The organism is Duganella sp. GW821-FHT07G03 (assembly GCF_059418605.1).
In genome coordinates, this window is record NZ_JBWKQE010000007.1 from 72849 (window position 1) to 89790 (window position 16942).

A 16942-nucleotide genomic window follows, 5' to 3' on the forward strand; every position below is an offset into this window, starting at 1 on the left:
GCAAATCCTACCAAATAAAGCTGATGCCGAAAGCCGCTAGCGTGCCGCCGACAAATGCCCCCACTGTGACGCAAATGGGAGCGCCGGGCCCGCATGCGAGGCCGGCCAGCGCTCCTCCTGCAATGCCGCCCCCAACACCCGCGCTGGCAGAAACGAGCTCCTTCCCTGCGGCGGAGAGCTTGTCCGTCGAAGTTGCGATATTGTATGCCGAGATGGCGACCGAAATAACTATGAGGCCGCGCCCTGCATATGAAAGACGGGACATGACCGCGCTAACTTTTGTGTTGGACTGTCCGGCAGATCGTACTATCGATGCATAAACGATATCTTTTTTTGACGAGGGCAGATTTTTAAATATCGCACTCTCTCCAAAATTCAGCATGGTATGGCGAGCCACCAATTCATTCAACGAGTAGCCTTTGATTTTGAGCTTTTCCGCCATAGCTCTGCCTACTGGCGTACTTCGCCTGCGGAAGACTTCCATGATTAAATTTCTGGTTTCCTGCGCCTGCTTTGCGGCGTCAGTCCAACTGATTTTTCCTAACAGCGCATCACTTTCCAGTTTTTTTGCCATCGCCTTTATTTCGCGGGCATAGGCAAGACGCGTTGTGGAGTCGACGGTTACATGTACGCCGATATTGCCTATTTGACTCTCCAGAGCCTTCATTGATTGTTCGAACGAGGCCCTATCTTCGGCATCTTTCACGGCTGTGGCGGAAGTCATATGTGGCACCTTTTCCTAGTGAGAGTTCTTAGGATAGGTAGTTCAACGCAGTTCAGGTTGTGGGGGCTCAACTGAGCGCTGTTTGATTTCTTACAGGAATGAACTCAGAGCCACGGAGTTCGAATCCGCGGATCGCGGTCCGGTTTTGACGGTCAGGACGGAATGAGTGATCGCGCGAGTGCGTTATTGCGAGGCAGGGCTTTTTGATTGATTGCGCGGAAAGACGGCTGGTCTATTTCTGGCCGATGTGGCCGCTGTCAAACGAACTATGGAAACGCCGCCGATTGCGCATATTGGGACGGCGCCTTCGGCGCAGTCCCAATTCGGCACGTGGCTATTTATATGCCGGCTAGGGCGGCAATTTCTTGATATATTTTTTTTGAGCGCTCCAGATCTGATTCCGAAAGTTTATTTGCTAGCTCATCGTGAAGGCGTGTCGCGGTCAGATAGCCATTTTTAGACGAGTAGTCAAAATATGCGAGCGCTCTTGCTTTATCGGCGGTAACGCCCAATCCATCGCGAAATATTAATCCTAGACCATACGGCGCGATCACTTGTCCTGATCGGAATGCTTCTTCGAATAATCGTTTTGCTTCTTCATAATCACGCGGGACTCCCAATCCACGCAAATAGAGAAAGCCGAGATTCGTTTTCGCGGAGGGATTGCCTTTAAGCGCTGCTTTCTTAAAGAGGCGTGCGGCCTCTGGATAATCTTGCGAGCTCCCTCGCCCTAGCGCATACATTTCCCCTAACTTGTTATCGGCAGAGGTCAAACCAAGCAGCGAGGCTGCATTGAGATATTTCTTTGCTAAACCAAAATCCTGGACGATACCAACGCCATCAAGGTAGGCACTTCCCAAGACAAAATTCGCTATCACGTCGTTTGTTACAATGGCTCGTTGCGCGAGAGCGACCGCGCCGACAGCATCTTTCGGTGTTCCAGCGCCAAATAGTTTTAGTTCAGCGAGTCGGGCCATTCCAGGCGGGAAGCCAGCATCGCTGGCTTTGCCGTAATATGTTGCGGCCTCGGAAAAATCCTTCCGTACTCCGTAGCCATTTTCGTAAATGATTCCAAGGTAAGTATTTGCGCTGGCGCTCTCTTGTGCTGCTGCTAGTTTGAAGTATTCTGCAGCCTTGATATAATTTTTTGCAGTGCCGAGTCCGCTGAAGTAAAGAAATCCAAGCCCAAGTTGCCCGCGAGGATCTGCATTCTCCGCAGCCTGGGCGGCGAAATTAAACGCGTCAGTAAATCGACGTTCCCTGAATGCCGTAAGGCCTAAGACGACGGGGCCGTCCGATTGTGAAGTGCTCTCTCTAAATTCAGACAAGGTTGTTGGCGTCCTGCTCGTCGCTAGGGTGACTGCTGGAACCTGCGGTGCCGGATTTTCCGCAATGTAAGGTTGCTGGCGCGGAGTGAACGCGGCAATTTGTTGCCGAATATTTTCGAGCCGTTCGGATGAACTAGGGTGGTCGGAAAGGAAGCTAATTGCCCTGGAGGTGAGGCGTTGCCACAGGCGAGTCGCGCCATTGGGATCGAAGCCCGCAGCGTACATCCAGCTGACGCCGAGCGCATCGGCTTCGCGCTCTTGGTCGCGGTCAAATTTATATGACACCAGCGTTGAGCCAAGTGCCGCCGTGTTCTGGCCAACATTGGACTGCGTTCCGGTGCGTTTCGTAATCTTGTAATCGAGGGCAAGTCCCAAGAGGAAGGTGGCGGCACCTATCGCAGCATCCCTGTCTTTCTTTTCTTGTAAATGCCCCTTTACCAAATGGCCCATCTCATGCCCCACAACTGCGGCCGCCATGCTCATATCGGAACCAATAAGCTGAAGCATACCAATATTGAATCCAATGACGTTCGTGCCAGACGCGTTGCTGGCAAAAGCGTTTGGCATATTCCCGTCAATGATCAAAAGAGTAGGATTGATGCCAGCGTTGGTGGCCAGCCGGTTTTTGACTTGGACAATGCTACGGATCTGCTCTATTGAAACGACGGCAACAATATTCCGATCTTTGTCGAGTAGTCTGATCCGCTGGGAGGGCAAGCTGCAAATTTGGTCCGCGTCCCAGTTAGCCGCACTTGTCGGCACTGACAGAGGCAGCAGGAGCAAGCCGACTACTAGGGCTACTAGCCAGGAGGGAATGCTACGGCGCATGTTAAACGTTAGCATTTCGACTCCTGTTCCGCTGAGTTGTTGAGTTGTAACAATAGACTACGTCGGCATTCGTAAATTTGGAAGGACAATGTGCCGATCAGGTTGCGCAAAAGTCATTGCAAGAGAGGCGTTATTTGAAGGGGCGCACTATGTTTGATAGGGCTGGTTTCAGCGATAGAATTGTTTCAGCCGCGAATCTAATATAAGGCATGATGAATACTGCTGGTATTCGATATTATTTGTTACTACAATAAATCCATGAGGCTTACCTTCGATCCCAACAAACGTGACAAGACGCTTGTTGAGAGAGGCTTGGATTTCGCTCGTGCCAAGGAAGTATTTGAAGGAATTACCGTGACAACCGACGACAACCGCGTCGACTACGGCGAGCTTCGCCATGTGACGGTTGGCTATCTCGACGGGCGGGTCGTTGTCGTCGTTTGGACGCCGCGTGGTCGGGCGCGAAGAATCATCAGTATGAGGAAAGCAAATGAGCGTGAAATCGCAAAATTCGACCAAGACGTGGGTTGACCCGGACGACGCGCCGGAACTGACAGACGAGTTTTTTGAGAAGGGCGTCTGGCGGATTGGTGACAAAATCGTGTCCCGCAATGAGGCGCAAGCGGCAGCAGGGCAACGGCGCGGCCGGCCTGCGGGAAGCGGGACTAAGGTCAGCACGACTATCCGGTTCGACGCCGAGGTGTTGGCGGCATTCAAGGCCACCGGCGATGGCTGGCAGACACGCATGAATGACGCACTGAAGGAATGGCTCAGATCCCGCTGAAATCTGGCTTGGCTCGCGGGGACGCCGGGAATTCGCATTCGTGGCTCAGCGCGCTGGGGAGGGTGCTCCCGCTGTGACCAGAGAGCGACCAGGAACAAGAAAGCCCACGAACCGAAGTTGGTGGGCTTTCTTGATAAATCTTGGTTGGCCGTGCGGGATTCGAACCTGCGACCAAGGGATTAAAAGTCCGCTGCCCAAACAGCTGAGCTAACGACCCCAAGGGCCGCGATGATACGGACCCTGCTGCGACATGGCAAGACCGGAAATGCGCGCTGAGCCCTTACAGCGTCTTCAGGTAGTCGAGCAGGTCGAGGCGGTCCTCTTTGCTCAGCGGCGCCACGGTTTGACCGTTCTTGACGGTGGCGGTCGTGCCGTATTCATGGCCGGCGTTGCTGTTGCCTGGGCGCCGGGTGTCGTAGGTGAAGCCAGCGTAGCCTTCGCTTTTCATTCCCACCTTGACGGGATCGAATTCGCGCGATCCGACCTGGAAAGTGCTTGGCCGGCACTCGGCATTTTTATCGTCGGGCGGACATGCAGCCGGCAGCAGCAGGTCGTACAGGGTCGGCACGGAGCCGTTGTGCAGATAGGGTGCTGTGGCCCAGATACCGTTCAGGGCGCGCGCTTTATAGGCATGCAGAGATGCATACGGGGCAATAGTGGTGTCGATGGTATAGCTGCCGTTCTTGTTTGATGGCTGGATCTCGTTGCCGAAGAAGGCTTTGGCCATATTGCGCAGCCATTCGGCCCAGCGCCGCAGGAAAGACTTGTCGGGATCGGGTGTTTCCAGCACGCTGGTGGTGGCCTTGGTCAGCAGGGCTGCGATCGGCGCTTTCGTGTTGAGCAGAATGTTGCCCACGCCGGCGCCCACATATTCGTTGCGCAAGATGCCGGAGTAGCCCTGGTATTTGACGCTGTTGTCGGCCATGGTGGGATCGGTCCCCACGTCCTCGACCTTCGCCATGTAAGCGACGATGCGCCGTGCCGGCGAGTTGCGCTCGATACCGGCGTGGCATTGAACGCAGTGCTGGTTGAACAGGCGCTCGCCGCGCTTGACCCTGGTCGTGTCGATAGAGGCGGTGCCGAACACCGTAGTCGGCCATTGTGGCGACTGCATCGAAGCAAGTCGGCTCTCAATGTGGCGCAGGTTCTCCACGTTGACGGAGGAGTCGAAGTGGAGAACCCGTTGTTTGAGGCCTTCGCCCGCCAGCAGCGCGCGCAGCGAATATTCGTTCGCTTCGTGCCAGTTAAGTTCGCCGAATACGCCGATCACTTCGCCGGCATTGCGTCCCAGCGGACCCAGGCCGGCGTTGTTGCCGAGACCGTTCCACTGCACCACGTCATGTTGGGGCACATCCCACAAGTAAGGATAGCTGACGGGCGCGTCGGCCTTGATGAACAGCTCCTTCTTCAGCTTGTCGATGTTGCCGGGGTTTTTTGCCACCCGCTGGATGACCAGGTCGCGCTCGGCCGAACTGAGTGTGTTGCCCGTTATCCCGGCCAGCGTCTCGGTGATTTCCTCGGCGCTGAGGATGTTGCGCAGGACGTCTTCGAGCTGCGTGCGGTTAAGCAGGTGTTCCAGGGTCCGGTTGTAGATGCGGCCGAACGCGTCCAGGCGTGCGTAGCCGTAGTCGGTCGCGCTATGGTTGATGATGTTGTAGCTGATTAAGCGCTGGGTGTAGACCCGGACGTCCTCGATCACCTTGTCGGCGCTCGCGTAATCACCGCGCGCCAGCACCGCCTTGACGAAGCGCTGCTGGACCGCCGGATCGTCCCGCACGGCTGTCATCGACATGGCTAGCTCGGTAAGGAAGCCGACCATATCGGCGCCGCTTGGTCCGCCGTCGATGCGCATGCCCAGGCCGCGGTAGTTGATCTGCGCCGTGTGGCAGGCAGCGCAGGTCAGTCCCATGTAGTTCTTGTTCAGGTAGCCGTCTTTGACGAAGCCGACCGGCAGTGCGTCGGGATTGGAGGCCGTGGCGCGCTGCGGCAGGTAGCGGAAGCGGTTCATGTTTTCGTTGGCCCTGAACAGGGTCATGCTGCCCAGCCGTTCGAGCACCATGAAGAAGTCGTACGGCAGCAGGTTCGAGCCCTGCGTGGTGGTGTAGAACCACAGGCTGTCCTCGGGCTTCCAATTTTGATCGAGATAGCTCACCTTGGTGAAGTTGTCGCCGAACACGTCCTGCGAGACCAGCGCGGCGCCCCTACCCGGATCGGAGTCCGATGCCTCGAAATGGGCGAACAAGGAAACGATGAGCGGCGGAACAGCGATCACCAGCAGCACGATGAGCATGATGCTAGCGAGCCAGTGCTTGCATAAACGACGAAAAATGGTCAAGTGGCCTCCGTGCGACGCGTTGGTTGTAAAAAAAGAAAGTTATCTCATACTACACTTGGATTGGGAGTGGGGAGGATGAAAATTTGATGTAGGTCGCGCGGGGGGGGGGGAGGGGGCAGAGAGCGAGCAGAAACAAAAAAGCCCACGAACCGAAATTCGTGGGCTTCCTTGATGAATCTTGGTAGGCCGTGCGGGATTCGAACCTGCGACCAACGGATTAAAAGTCCGCTGCTCTACCAGCTGAGCTAACGACCCAAGGGGCCAGCATCATAATGCGCGGAATGGAATCTGACAAGCTCCCAATGTCGCAGGAAGACGCAGGCGCCCTTGGCGAGGTGTGCCGGTTAGACATACAATCATGGCCGACTGGGATTTCCGGCCCGGATACGATAATCAAGGAAGAACATGACTTTACCGCAATACATTACAATCAATGGCACCTCCTACGCCTCCGCCAACCTGAACGATGCTGCCAGGATTCAGGCCGCCAACATCCTGGCTGTCGACGCTGAACTGGCCCGCTTGCAGCAACAAACTGCATTCGCCCAGACCGCTCGCAACGCCTATGCCAATGCCCTGATTGAAGCGGTCAAAGGTCGCGAGGCCGCTGCCCCTGCAGAGAAACCGAAAAAGCCGCGCGCCCCGCGCAAGCCGAAGGTCGATGCCGTAGCGGCGTAAGATTTTTTGTACGGCGCGAACGCGCTGCCGCTATTCAGCCGTTGGGGCGGCTGCATCCTTCATCGTGACCAGAAACAAAAAAGCCCACGAACGTAAATTCGTGGGCTTCCTTGATAATTCTTGGTAGGCCGTGCGGGATTCGAACCTGCGACCAACGGATTAAAAGTCCGCTGCTCTACCAGCTGAGCTAACGACCCAAAGGTGCAACACCTTGGTTTTCTTCGAGTGGTAGGCCGTGCGGGATTCGAACCTGCGACCAACGGATTAAAAGTCCGCTGCTCTACCAGCTGAGCTAACGACCCCCGAAGAAGCGAGATTATAGGGGGTAATGAGTCTTGCTGTCAAATACCCCCGGGTAATTATTTGCCGCCGAGGCGTTCTTTTGCCGTGACCGCTGCCGCCGAGTCAGGATAGGCCTTGATCAGATCCTGCAAGGTCTTCTTGGCGGCCTTGTCTTTCAGTTCGGCCTGGCAGCTGGCGATGTTGAGCATGGCTTCCGGCGCCTTCGGGCTGTCGGCGTAGTTCTTCAACACCTGCAGCTGGGCCGTGATCGCGCCCTTGCAGTCGCGCTGGGCGTAGTAGGAGCTGCCCAGGTAGTACTGCGCGTTGGCCGCATAGCTCGAGCCCGGATAGCGCGCCACGAACTCGCTGAACGCCGTGCCGGCCGCCTTGTAGTCGCCGGAGGTGAAGATCTTCCACGCCGCTTCATAGGTGCGCTGCTCGTTCGGGTCGACCTGGGCGGTCTTGCCGTCGATGGTCACTTCGCGCGGCTCCAGCTTGCGCAGGCGCGCGTCAAGGTCGACGTAGAAGTCTTTCTGGCGCTTTTGGGCGTTGGACAGCTCGTTGCTCAGCACTTCGATCTGGCCGCGCAGCTTGGCCACTTCCTGCAGCGTCATTTCGTTTTGCGAGACCAGGTCCAGCGTGCTCGATTTGTCGGATTTGGTGTCGATACGGGCGTTCAGCTCGGCGCGTATGGCTTCGACCTTGGAGCGCAGGTCCAGCAGCGCCTTGCGGGCTTCGTCGTCGTCGAACAGCCCGGCATGGGCTTGCAGCGGCAGCCAGGTCAGCGCGGCCAGCAGGGCGGCGCTCAGGCCGGATTTGGAGAGTTTCATCATGTCGGGCGCTTTCACACAAATCTAAAAGGAAACGGGGCGGGGCGCAGTGTTACCCGCGCGCCGCCCCGTATTATGCCTGTGACCCGGCAAAAGGGTAGTGCTTTGTATTACTTGTAGACGATGTCTGCACGACGGTTTTGCGCCCATGCTTCTTCGTTCGAACCGGAGGCTTTAGGCTTTTCTTTGCCCAGCGATACGGCTTCGATTTGCGACTCTGGCACGCCCAGCGTGGTCATCGCCTTGCGCACGGCTTCGGCGCGCTTCTGGCCCAGGGCCAGGTTGTACTCGGCGCCGCCGCGTTCGTCGGTGTTGCCTTGGATTAGGATCGAGCGGGCCTTGTTCTTGGCCAGGTAGGCGGCGTGGTTTTCCACCACTGGCTTGCCGTCGTCGCGCACGACGTAGCTGTCGAAGTCGAAGTACACGCTGCGGTTGGCCAGCACGCCTTTAGGATCGTCCAGCGGATCGAGCGATTTGGTTTCGACCGGAGCGACGGTACGGGTGTCCGGCTGCGGCTGTGGTTTCTGTTCGACTTGACGCTCTTCCACTTTCGCTGGCTCAGCGATCTTGACCGGAGTCGAGCAAGCGGACAGGATGGCGGCGGTGGTGACGATAAAGGCTAAGCTGCTGAGTTTACGCATTTGATTCTCCTAGTGATGAAGGCTAAAAATTACTGCATGAATGGACCCCAGGTGGGCTCCTTGATGTTGCCCGCCTGAGTGGTCAGGCGTTGTTTTACACGTCCATCCACCGACACCACAGCCAGCGATTTGCGGCCTCCGGCTTGCGTGGCGTACATGATGTATTTGCCGTTCGGGGCAAAGCTTGGGTACTGGTCGTCGGTGCTGTCCGACAGGCGCTGTTCCTGGCCGCTGGCCAGGTCCATCACGTACAGCTGGTAGTTGCCGTCGCGGCGGGAGATGTAGGCCAGGGTCTTGCCGTCGGCCGACACGCGCGGGCTGATGTTGTAGTTGCCGGCAAAGGTGACGCGCTTGGCTTCGCCGCCGTCGCCGTTCATGCGGTAGATCTGCGGGCCGCCGCTGCGGTCGCTCATGAAGTAGATGCTGCCGTCCGGCGCGAAGTTGGCTTCGGAATCGATGCCGGCGCTGTTGGAAACGCGCTTGAGGTTGCCGCCGTCGGCGTTGACGGTGTAGATCTGCGTATGGCCGTCCTTGGACAGCGACACCGCCAGCTTGTTGCCGGTCTGCGCCCACACCGGCGAGGAGTTGCTGCCTTTTTCGTTGGCGATGACGGTGCGCGCGCGGGTGATCAGGTTCTGTACGTAGACCACCGGCTTCTTCTGCTCGAACGACACGTAGGCCACCTTGGTGCCGTCCGGCGACCACGACGGCGAGATGATGGGCTCGTTCGAGCGCAGCGCCATCTGTTCGCCGTCGCCGTCGGCGTCGGCCACCAGCAGCTCGTAGTGGCGCTTGTCGTATTCTTTCACGTAGGCGATGCGGGTGGAGAAGGCGCCGCGGATGCCGGTCAGCTTGAGGAACACGTCGTCGGCGATGTTGTGCGCGGTCAGGCGGGTGAACTGCGGCGCGCGCGACACGTTCAGCTGCGACAGCTCGCTCTGCTTGACGGTGTCGAACAGCTTGTAGCGCACTTCGTAGTCGCCGCTGGCCGCCTTGGCCACGGTGCCCACCACCAGCGCGTCGGCGCCCTTGGATTTCCAGGTGCCGTAGTCGATGTTGCTCATGCTGGTGATCACGCCGGCGTCGATCAGCTTGAAGGCGCCGCTGCGCTCCAGGTCGGCCTTGATGATGGCGGATATCTGTTGCGGGGCGATGTTCTCGTCGGCGAAGCCGGCCACGGCGACCGGGATCTGGTTGCTGCCGACGCCGGAGATCTCGATCCGCATCTGCGCCGAGGCGCCGCTGGCGGCCAGCGCCAGCGTGGCGGACAGGATCACTTGGTTCAGTTTATTCATGGTGCTCATCAGTGCATATCCTTCATGTTGAAATCGGCGACAAACTCGCGCTCTACCGTACCATCTTTTTTCTTGGGCAGTGGTGACGATTTGGCAATCGCGTTTTCAATCGCGCTATCGTAAGCGGCAGAGCCGCTGCTCTTCATCTTGCGCACGCCGATGATTTCACCGGTCGGCAGTTGGGTGATCTGGTAGGTCGCGCTGAGCGTATCGTCGACCGCGCCATAGACCAGGTTGCTCTTGATCTTGGCCCGGATCGCCGCCTGGTAGCCGCCGTCGACCTTGCCGCCGGTCGAGGTGGCGGCGGTGCCGGTGCTGCCCTTGGCGGCGTTGCCGGTGATGCGGCTCATCTCGGCGGCGTAGGCTTTGTCGCGGGCGGCCTTGTCGGCTTTCTCGGCTTTTTCCTTGGCGGCCTTGTCGGCCAGCGCGGCTTTCTTCTTGTCCTTCTCGGCCTGTTCCTTCTCGTCCTTCAGCTTCTGCTCGGCTTCCTTCTTGTCGGCCAGTTTCTTGGCGTCCAGCTTGGCCTGCTTCTCTTCGGCTTCCTTCTTCAGCTTGGCTTCCTTGGCGGCTTCGAGTTTTTCCTGTTCGAGTTTTTTCTTCGCCTTCAGGCGTTCCAGGGCGATGTCCGGTTCCTTCGGCGTCGGCGGCGCTTCCACCGGTTTCGGCGGGGCGGTCTTGACCACCGGGGTCGGCTCCGGTTCGGGTTCCGGCTCGGGCTTGACCTGTGGCGGGGCCGGCGCGGCTTCCTGCACCTTCATGTCCCAGATCTCGGCCTGCACCGTGGTCGGCTCGTTGTTCTGCCAGCTGACGCCCACCCACAGGAACAGCAACAGCACGGCGTGCATCGCCGCCGCCAGCGCGATCGAGCGCCAGCCTTCATTTTGTCGCGGCACTTTGTAAGGGCCGCCTGCCGTTGCGGGTTTCATCGTATGCACTGTGATTTACTTGGTGGACAAGCCGACCCGGGTGATGCCCATCTTCTTCGCTTCCGAGATCAGCTGGATCACGTCGTCGTACTTGCTTTCCTTGTCGCCGGCGATCAGCACAGGGTAGTCGGGATGGTCGGTGTGGATGGTGCGCAGCTTCTTGACCAGCGCGTCGCGGTTGGGCGCGGTTTCCGGCGCCTCTTCACCCTTGCCCTTGACGCCGATCGACAGCGCGCCGTTGGGCTTGATGATCACCTGCACATAGTCGCTCGGCGGCTTGGTGGAGCGCTCGGCGCTCGGCAGGTCGACCACGCTCGGGTCATTGGCCGAGGGCATGACCATGAAAATAATCAACAGCACCAGCATCACGTCGATGTAGGGCACGACGTTGATCTCGGACTTGAACTTGCGGCCGCGGCCGCCGCGCATGCTGCTGGAAAAAGAGGAAGCCATGATTGCTCTGCCTTCTTAACGCGACTGACGTTGCAGGATGTTGGAGAACTCTTCGACGAAGCTTTCGAATCGGATCGCCAGGCGGTCGATATCGTGGGCGAAACGGTTGTACGCCACCACGGCCGGGATCGCCGCGAACAGGCCGATGGCGGTGGCGATCAGCGCCTCGGCGATGCCGGGGGCGACCGCGGCCAAGGTGGCCTGCTGCACATTGGCCAGGCCGCGGAAGGCGTTCATGATGCCCCACACGGTGCCGAGCAGGCCGATGTACGGCGACACCGAACCGACCGAGGCCAGGAAGGCCAGGTGCGATTCCAGCACGTCCATCTCGCGCTGGAAGGCGGCGCGCATGGCGCGGCGGGCGCCGTCGAGCACCGCGCCGGCGTCCATGCTTTCGCGCGCGGCGGTGTAGGCGGCCTTGCTCTTGATGAACTCACCCATGCCGGCTTCGAAGATGCGCGCCAGCGGGCCGCTGTTGGCGCGGTCCTTGCCGGCGTTCTGGTGCAGCGCGTGCAGGTTGCCGCCGGCCCAGAAGGTTTTCTCGAATTCGATGGTCAGGCGGCGCGCCGAGCGCACCGCGAACATCTTGCTGAAGATGTAGGTCCAGCTGGTCAGCGAGATGACGAACAGCAGCGCCATGATCAACTGCACGATCAGGTGGGCGTTGGTGATGAGGGACAGGAAAGAGAGGTCTTGGGTGACGTTCATGTATGTGGTTCAGTCTGTTTTGATGGTACTACGCATTTTTTCTGCAACCGACGGTGGCACGGCGCGCGGACTGAGGTCCGAACCGACGCAGCCGACCTTGACTCGGGCGGTGTTCAGCAACTGCTCGCCGCACCACGCTTGCTGCACGAACTGGATGGAGGCGCGGCCTAGCTTTTCGATACCAAGTGTTAATTTTAGTACATCGTCCAACCTGGCAGGCGCATGATACTCCGCACTGACGCTTTTGACGACGAACATGGCGTCGTGTTCCTGCAGCAGGGCGTGCTGCTCGACGTGGATGGCGCGCAGCCATTCGGTACGGGCGCGCTCAAAGAATTTGAGGTAGTTTGCGTAATAGACGATACCGCCGGCGTCGGTGTCCTCGTAATAGACCCGTACGTTCCAGATAAACTCTGCTGGCATGTTGTTTTGACTACTAGTGAGAGTGAGCAACATTCTACGCGATTTTATTGTTGTCGTTGAAGCTGCGACAGAGTAATTGCCGTGAATTCCAAAATATTGCACAGACGATAGTAAAGCGTTTTCCCTGCAACTTGCCAAGGCTTGTAACAACCGCTTACGAATCGCTTCAGGGATGAAGCGATTCGCCAGCCCTGATTTTTACAGGTTGCGCTTGATCACCAGCGGGCCGTAGCCTTGGCAAGTCGGCATCATTTCGATGCGGTTGATGTTGATGTGGGCGGGCAGGGTGGCGATCCAGTAGGCGGTGTTGGCGATGTCTTCCGGCGTCAGCGGCTCGGTGCCTTCGTAGACCTTGGCCGCGGCCGCGTCGTTGCCTTTCAGGCGGACGTTGGAGAACTCGGTGCCGCCGCACAGGCCGGGCGCGATATTGGTGGCGCGCACGCCGGTGCCGACCAGGTCGGCCCGCAGGTTCAGCGTGAACTGCTCGACGAAGGCCTTGGTGGCGCCGTACACATTGCCGCCCGGATAAGGCGTATCGCCGGCCGCCGAACCGATGTTGATGATGGTGCCGCTGCCGCGCGCCACCATCGCCGGCAGCACGGCGCGGGTCATGGCGACCAGGCCGCTGCAATTGGTGGCGATCATGGTGTCCCAGTCGTCCAGCGACGATTCATGCGCCGGCGTGACGCCCAGCGCCAGGCCGGCATTGTTGATCAGCACGTCGATCTGCGCCCATTCGGCCGGCAAGCCGTCCAGTGCGCCTTTGATCGAGGCCTTGTCGGTCACATCCAGCACGACCGGGTGGGCGGCCGCGCCCAGCTCGGCCGACAGCGCCTGCAGACGGTCGGCGCGGCGGCCGCTGATCAGGACCTTGTGGCCGTTCTGGACGAAAGTGCGGGCCATGGCGGCGCCGAAGCCGGCGGTGGCGCCGGTGATGAAGACGATCATGATCTATCCTTACGGTATGTGTAGAAAGAGTGGAAACGGTGGTCAAGTGTAGCCGAAATGGCAGTATGGCTTATCTCTCCTATCAAAATCGGCATAAGATTGCCTTTTAGGTAATCATTTCCTTGCTCAAAGCTGGCGCATAAATTACAATCAGGCTTCCATTACGTCTCACGTAACTGGCGAAAAGCTCCGGTCATCACCATTTTGGTGCGTGGCGATCGGTTGGCGAAAGGTGGGCATCCACCGGGAAACGTGAGATTTCATCAGCCGTTCGCCTGGGCAGCCATCGATGGAAATGCACGAAGAGGCTGCCTGTCCGCTATCGGCTTCCCTCATTCGATCCAACCTGCCAGTAACAAGTTACTCAATTCATTTGGAGTTTTTACATGTTCGCAAAAGATCACACCCTCGCCAACGTTGACCCGGAATTGTTCGGCGCAATTCAAAAAGAAAACACCCGTCAGCACGATCACATCGAACTGATCGCCTCGGAGAACTACACCTCGCCAGCCGTCATGGAAGCGCAGGGTTCGCAGCTGACCAATAAATACGCCGAAGGCTACCCAGGCAAGCGCTACTACGGCGGTTGCGAGTACGTCGACGTCGTCGAGCAACTGGCGATCGACCGTGTCAAGCAGCTGTTCGGCGCGGAAGCGGCCAACGTGCAGCCTAACTCGGGTTCGCAAGCCAACCAGGGCGTGTTCTTCGCCGTGCTGAAGCCAGGCGACACCATCATGGGCATGTCGCTGGCCGAAGGCGGCCACCTGACCCACGGCATGCCGCTGAACATGTCCGGCAAGTGGTTCAACGTCGTCTCCTACGGCCTGACCGCCGAAGAAGACATCGACTACGTCGCCATGGAAGCGCTGGCCAAGGAACACAAGCCTAAGCTGATCATCGCCGGCGCCTCGGCGTTCTCGAAAAAGATCGACTTCGAGCGTTTCGCTGCCGTCGCCAAAGCTGTTGGCGCTTACTTCATGGTCGACATGGCGCACTACGCCGGTCTGATCGCTGCTGGTCTGTACCCTAATCCGGTGCCGCACGCCGACTTCGTCACCTCGACCACGCACAAATCGCTGCGCGGCCCACGCGGCGGCATCATCCTGATGAAGGCCGAGCACGAGAAGATCATCAACTCGGCGATCTTCCCAGGCATCCAGGGCGGCCCGCTGATGCACGTCATCGCCGGCAAGGCAGTGGCGTTCAAGGAAGCGCTGACGCCTGAGTTCAAGGCTTACCAGCAGCAAGTCGTCATCAATGCCGACGTGCTGGCCAAGACCCTGATCAAGCGCGGCCTGCGCATCGTCTCCGGCGGCACCGAGTCGCACGTGATGCTGGTGGACCTGCGTCCGAAGAACCTGACCGGCAAGGAAGCGGAAGCGATCCTGGGTGCGGCGCACATGACCTGCAATAAGAACGGCATCCCTAACGATCCGCAGAAGCCATTCGTGACTTCCGGCATCCGCCTGGGTTCGCCTGCCTTCACCACCCGTGGCTTCAAGGAAGCGGAAGCGGAACAAGTCGGCAACCTGATCGCCGACGTGCTGGACAACCCGCACGACGCCGCGACCATCGACCGCGTGAAAGCGGCCGTGAAGGTTCTGGCTGACAAGTTCCCTGTCTACGCCAAGTAATTAGCAGTACCGCGACGCCGGCGTGTGCCGGTGTCGCGTCATCGAATAGCGCCAATATGAAATGTCCGTTTTGCCAGCATGAAGATACCCAGGTTCTCGATACGCGCGTATCCGAGGAAGGGGATTCCATACGCCGGCGCCGGCGCTGCGGAAAATGCGATAAACGATTTACCACGTATGAGCGCATCGAACTGGTGATGCCGTATGTGGTCAAGAAGAACGGCAGCCGCACCGAGTATGCGGCCGCCAAGTTGCGCGGCAGCCTGACGCTGGCCTTGCGCAAGCGCCCCGTGGCGGCGCCCGCCGTGGACGCGGCGATCCTGTCGATCGAAGAAAAGCTGCTGACCAGCGGCCAGCGCGAAGTCGACACCGGCTACATCGGCGAGCTGGTGATGCAGGAACTGAAGCGCCTCGACAAGATCGCGTATATCCGGTTTGCATCGGTCTATAAAAACTTCGAGGACCTGGCCGAGTTCCAGGACGCGATTGCCGAAGTCGGGCAGGAACGCAAGCCACGCAAGGCTTAGTTACTCGCCGGCCTACGGCTGGCGCACCTTTGATACACCTCATATCCTCTGCAGTAGTCGCTGCTAACTTCTAGCACTGTCCTTGTCGACTTGCGGAGGTGTGCCATGCGCACACGCGCCTATATGCCTGGCTTTACGCTGCTGGAGATCCTGATCGCCGTGCTGTTGCTGGCGGTTGGCATCGTCGGCGGCGTGGCGATGCAGCTGGCGGCCCTGCGCATGCGGCATCAGGCCGCGCTGTTGTCGCAGGCGACTTACCTGGCGGCTGGCCTGGCCGAACGCATGCGCGCCAACGCCGCGCAAATGCACCTGGCCGATGGCGCCAATCCCTATCTGATGCTGGACTACGATGCGCTGGCCGAACCCGATCCGCCGGCGCCGTCGGCCCTGTGCTACGGCGGCGCGTGCGACAGCGCGCAGTTGGCGCTGTTCGACCTGTATGAGGTGAAAATTCAAGTCGGCCAGTACTTGCCTGCGGGTCGCGTACTGGTTTGTCGTGACGGCAGCGGCAAGCTGGCCTGGACTTGCGGCGGCGCTGCCGGCGCGCCGGTGGTGGTCAAGGTCGGATGGCGCAGCAAGAATCCCGACGGTACGCTGCGCAAGGATGCCAGCGGGGATGTCGCGCCGGCCGTCGCCGTGGTGGTTGGAGCGACGCGATGAGCGCGCGCGGATGGACCGTGGTCGAGTTCGCCATCGCCGTGGCGCTGGGTCTGATCGTAACCCTGCTGGCCAGCGGCTTGCTGCTGTCGGCCGGCAGCAACTACCGCAATCACAGCGAGAACGCCGGACTCAACGACAGTGGCCGCCATGCGCTCGACATCATGGCGCGGGCGATACGGCAGGGCGCCTATGTCAACTGGGACAGCACGGCCGCGCCGGTGGAACTGGAAGCCGATGCGCCGGCGTCCATCGCGGGGCTGGACGCGCGCAGCATCAGCCGGGGCGGCGCGGATATCGCCGCGACCTTGCCGGCCGTGGCGCACGGCAGCGATGTGCTGGCCTTGCGCTTTTCCGGTTCGGGCGTGGGCGGCAATGGCGATGGTTCCAGCCTCAATTGCGCCGGCTTCGGGGTTGCCGTTCCTGACGCGGCCGATGCGCGCGGCTGGAGCATCTTCTATGTCGCGGACGACGGCGCTGGCGTGGCGGAACTGCGCTGCAAATACCGCGGCGCGTCCGGCTGGGGCTCAGACGCCATCGTGCGCGGCGTTGAATCCTTCCAGGTGCTGTATGGGCTCGATACCGATACGCCGGCCGATGGCGTTCCCAATGCGTATGTCAACGCCAGCCATATCAATGCGATGGATGCCGCGCTGGTGTTGTCCGGCGCCACGCCGGGCGAGCGTTTGCGCGACTTCCATCGCAAGACATACTGGAAGCGCGTATGCAGCGTCAGGGTGGCGCTGCTGCTGCATGGTGAGAGCAATACCCGCGCGGACATGGCGACGACCCGGTTCGATCTGTTCGGCCCCGCGTATTCCGCTGCGCATGGCGACGATGAAGGCGTGCGCATCGTGGAGGCCACGCTGCCGCCATCGCAGCGCACGCGGGCGCGCCGGGTGGTCGGCATGACGGTGGCCTTGCGTAATCGGAGCGGCTAG

At 59.5% G+C, this 16942-nt stretch carries 18 protein-coding genes, 3 tRNA genes and 1 riboswitch; of the genes, 7 read left to right on the forward strand and 14 right to left on the reverse strand.

Annotated features, from left to right (window positions below):
* Positions 1 to 7 precede the first annotated feature (7 nt).
* Together AC07OK_RS11470 and AC07OK_RS11475 are read right to left on the reverse strand one after the other, a co-directional pair.
* Positions 8 to 724: a hypothetical protein gene (locus AC07OK_RS11470; protein ID WP_494690430.1), complete on the reverse strand. Its 717-nt coding sequence runs from the start codon at positions 722 to 724 to the stop codon at positions 8 to 10.
* A gap of 338 nt (positions 725 to 1062) precedes the next feature.
* Positions 1063 to 2895 (reverse strand): sel1 repeat family protein, encoded by a 1833-nt coding sequence (locus tag AC07OK_RS11475; protein WP_494690431.1) that lies wholly within the window; start codon positions 2893 to 2895, stop codon positions 1063 to 1065.
* 243 nt (positions 2896 to 3138) lie between these two features.
* Here AC07OK_RS11475 and AC07OK_RS11480 point away from each other — a divergent pair, with 243 nt between their 5' ends.
* Both AC07OK_RS11480 and AC07OK_RS11485 read left to right on the forward strand, forming a co-directional pair.
* Positions 3139 to 3411, forward strand: a complete 273-nt coding sequence (locus AC07OK_RS11480; protein WP_494690432.1) for a BrnT family toxin — start codon at positions 3139 to 3141, stop codon at positions 3409 to 3411.
* Positions 3371 to 3664 (forward strand): BrnA antitoxin family protein, encoded by a 294-nt coding sequence (locus tag AC07OK_RS11485; RefSeq protein ID WP_494690433.1) that lies wholly within the window; start codon positions 3371 to 3373, stop codon positions 3662 to 3664. Before AC07OK_RS11480 ends, AC07OK_RS11485 begins: the two co-directional genes overlap by 41 nt.
* 280 nt (positions 3665 to 3944) lie before the next feature.
* On the opposite strand, the gene AC07OK_RS11490 is transcribed toward AC07OK_RS11485, so the two are convergent.
* A complete protein-coding gene (locus tag AC07OK_RS11490; RefSeq protein WP_494690434.1) occupies positions 3945 to 5954 on the reverse strand; it encodes a di-heme-cytochrome C peroxidase in 2010 nt (669 codons plus the stop codon).
* Positions 5955 to 6178: 224 nt separating this feature from the next.
* A tRNA-Lys gene (locus AC07OK_RS11495) sits at positions 6179 to 6254 on the reverse strand.
* 150 nt (positions 6255 to 6404) lie between these two features.
* On the opposite strand from AC07OK_RS11495, the gene AC07OK_RS11500 reads away from it, so the two are divergent.
* Entirely contained in the window at positions 6405 to 6677 is a 273-nt protein-coding gene (locus AC07OK_RS11500; RefSeq protein ID WP_494690435.1) for a DUF6447 family protein, read from the forward strand.
* A 121-nt stretch (positions 6678 to 6798) separates the two neighbouring features.
* On the opposite strand, the gene AC07OK_RS11505 is transcribed toward AC07OK_RS11500, so the two are convergent.
* The 10 genes from AC07OK_RS11505 to AC07OK_RS11550 all read right to left on the reverse strand — a co-directional run bounded on the left by AC07OK_RS11505 (position 6799) and on the right by AC07OK_RS11550 (position 13183).
* Positions 6799 to 6874: transfer RNA gene (locus AC07OK_RS11505), tRNA-Lys, on the reverse strand.
* Positions 6875 to 6903: 29 nt separating this feature from the next.
* A tRNA-Lys gene (locus AC07OK_RS11510) sits at positions 6904 to 6979 on the reverse strand.
* A 57-nt stretch (positions 6980 to 7036) separates the two neighbouring features.
* Positions 7037 to 7792, reverse strand: coding sequence for a tol-pal system protein YbgF (gene ybgF / locus AC07OK_RS11515; protein WP_494690436.1), 756 nt, complete (start codon positions 7790 to 7792; stop codon positions 7037 to 7039).
* Positions 7793 to 7899: 107 nt separating this feature from the next.
* Positions 7900 to 8430: a peptidoglycan-associated lipoprotein Pal gene (gene pal, locus AC07OK_RS11520; RefSeq protein ID WP_494690437.1), complete on the reverse strand. Its 531-nt coding sequence runs from the start codon at positions 8428 to 8430 to the stop codon at positions 7900 to 7902.
* A gap of 29 nt (positions 8431 to 8459) precedes the next feature.
* Positions 8460 to 9734: a Tol-Pal system beta propeller repeat protein TolB gene (tolB, locus tag AC07OK_RS11525; RefSeq protein WP_494690438.1), complete on the reverse strand. Its 1275-nt coding sequence runs from the start codon at positions 9732 to 9734 to the stop codon at positions 8460 to 8462.
* Entirely contained in the window at positions 9734 to 10618 is an 885-nt protein-coding gene (tolA, locus tag AC07OK_RS11530) for a cell envelope integrity protein TolA (RefSeq protein WP_494690439.1), read from the reverse strand. Before tolA ends, tolB begins: the two co-directional genes overlap by 1 nt.
* A 48-nt stretch (positions 10619 to 10666) precedes the next feature.
* Positions 10667 to 11104 carry an ExbD/TolR family protein gene (locus AC07OK_RS11535; protein ID WP_217945598.1) on the reverse strand — a complete coding sequence of 146 codons (438 nt, stop codon included), beginning with the start codon at positions 11102 to 11104 and terminating at the stop codon, positions 10667 to 10669.
* A gap of 15 nt (positions 11105 to 11119) precedes the next feature.
* On the reverse strand, positions 11120 to 11812 hold the full coding sequence (gene tolQ / locus AC07OK_RS11540; RefSeq protein ID WP_116989447.1) for a protein TolQ: 693 nt from the start codon (positions 11810 to 11812) through the stop codon (positions 11120 to 11122).
* 9 nt (positions 11813 to 11821) lie between these two features.
* Positions 11822 to 12235 (reverse strand): tol-pal system-associated acyl-CoA thioesterase, encoded by a 414-nt coding sequence (gene ybgC, locus AC07OK_RS11545; protein WP_494690440.1) that lies wholly within the window; start codon positions 12233 to 12235, stop codon positions 11822 to 11824.
* 198 nt (positions 12236 to 12433) lie between these two features.
* Positions 12434 to 13183: an SDR family oxidoreductase gene (locus AC07OK_RS11550; RefSeq protein ID WP_494690441.1), complete on the reverse strand. Its 750-nt coding sequence runs from the start codon at positions 13181 to 13183 to the stop codon at positions 12434 to 12436.
* A 162-nt stretch (positions 13184 to 13345) separates the two neighbouring features.
* Positions 13346 to 13471: riboswitch (ZMP/ZTP riboswitch) on the forward strand.
* 98 nt (positions 13472 to 13569) lie between these two features.
* Between AC07OK_RS11550 and glyA the strand changes: the two genes are divergently transcribed.
* The 4 genes from glyA (at position 13570) to AC07OK_RS11570 (ending at position 16942) form a co-directional block, all read left to right on the forward strand.
* Positions 13570 to 14817 carry a serine hydroxymethyltransferase gene (glyA, locus tag AC07OK_RS11555; RefSeq protein ID WP_217945594.1) on the forward strand — a complete coding sequence of 416 codons (1248 nt, stop codon included), beginning with the start codon at positions 13570 to 13572 and terminating at the stop codon, positions 14815 to 14817.
* Positions 14818 to 14873: 56 nt separating this feature from the next.
* The gene (gene nrdR, locus AC07OK_RS11560; RefSeq protein ID WP_043479966.1) at positions 14874 to 15344 is read left to right on the forward strand and encodes a transcriptional regulator NrdR; all 471 of its coding nucleotides are present in this window, start codon (positions 14874 to 14876) and stop codon (positions 15342 to 15344) included.
* 105 nt (positions 15345 to 15449) lie between these two features.
* Entirely contained in the window at positions 15450 to 16004 is a 555-nt protein-coding gene (pilV, locus tag AC07OK_RS11565; protein WP_494690442.1) for a type IV pilus modification protein PilV, read from the forward strand.
* The gene (locus AC07OK_RS11570) at positions 16001 to 16942 is read left to right on the forward strand and encodes a PilW family protein (RefSeq protein ID WP_494690443.1); all 942 of its coding nucleotides are present in this window, start codon (positions 16001 to 16003) and stop codon (positions 16940 to 16942) included. The genes pilV and AC07OK_RS11570 overlap by 4 nt, the downstream gene beginning before the upstream one ends.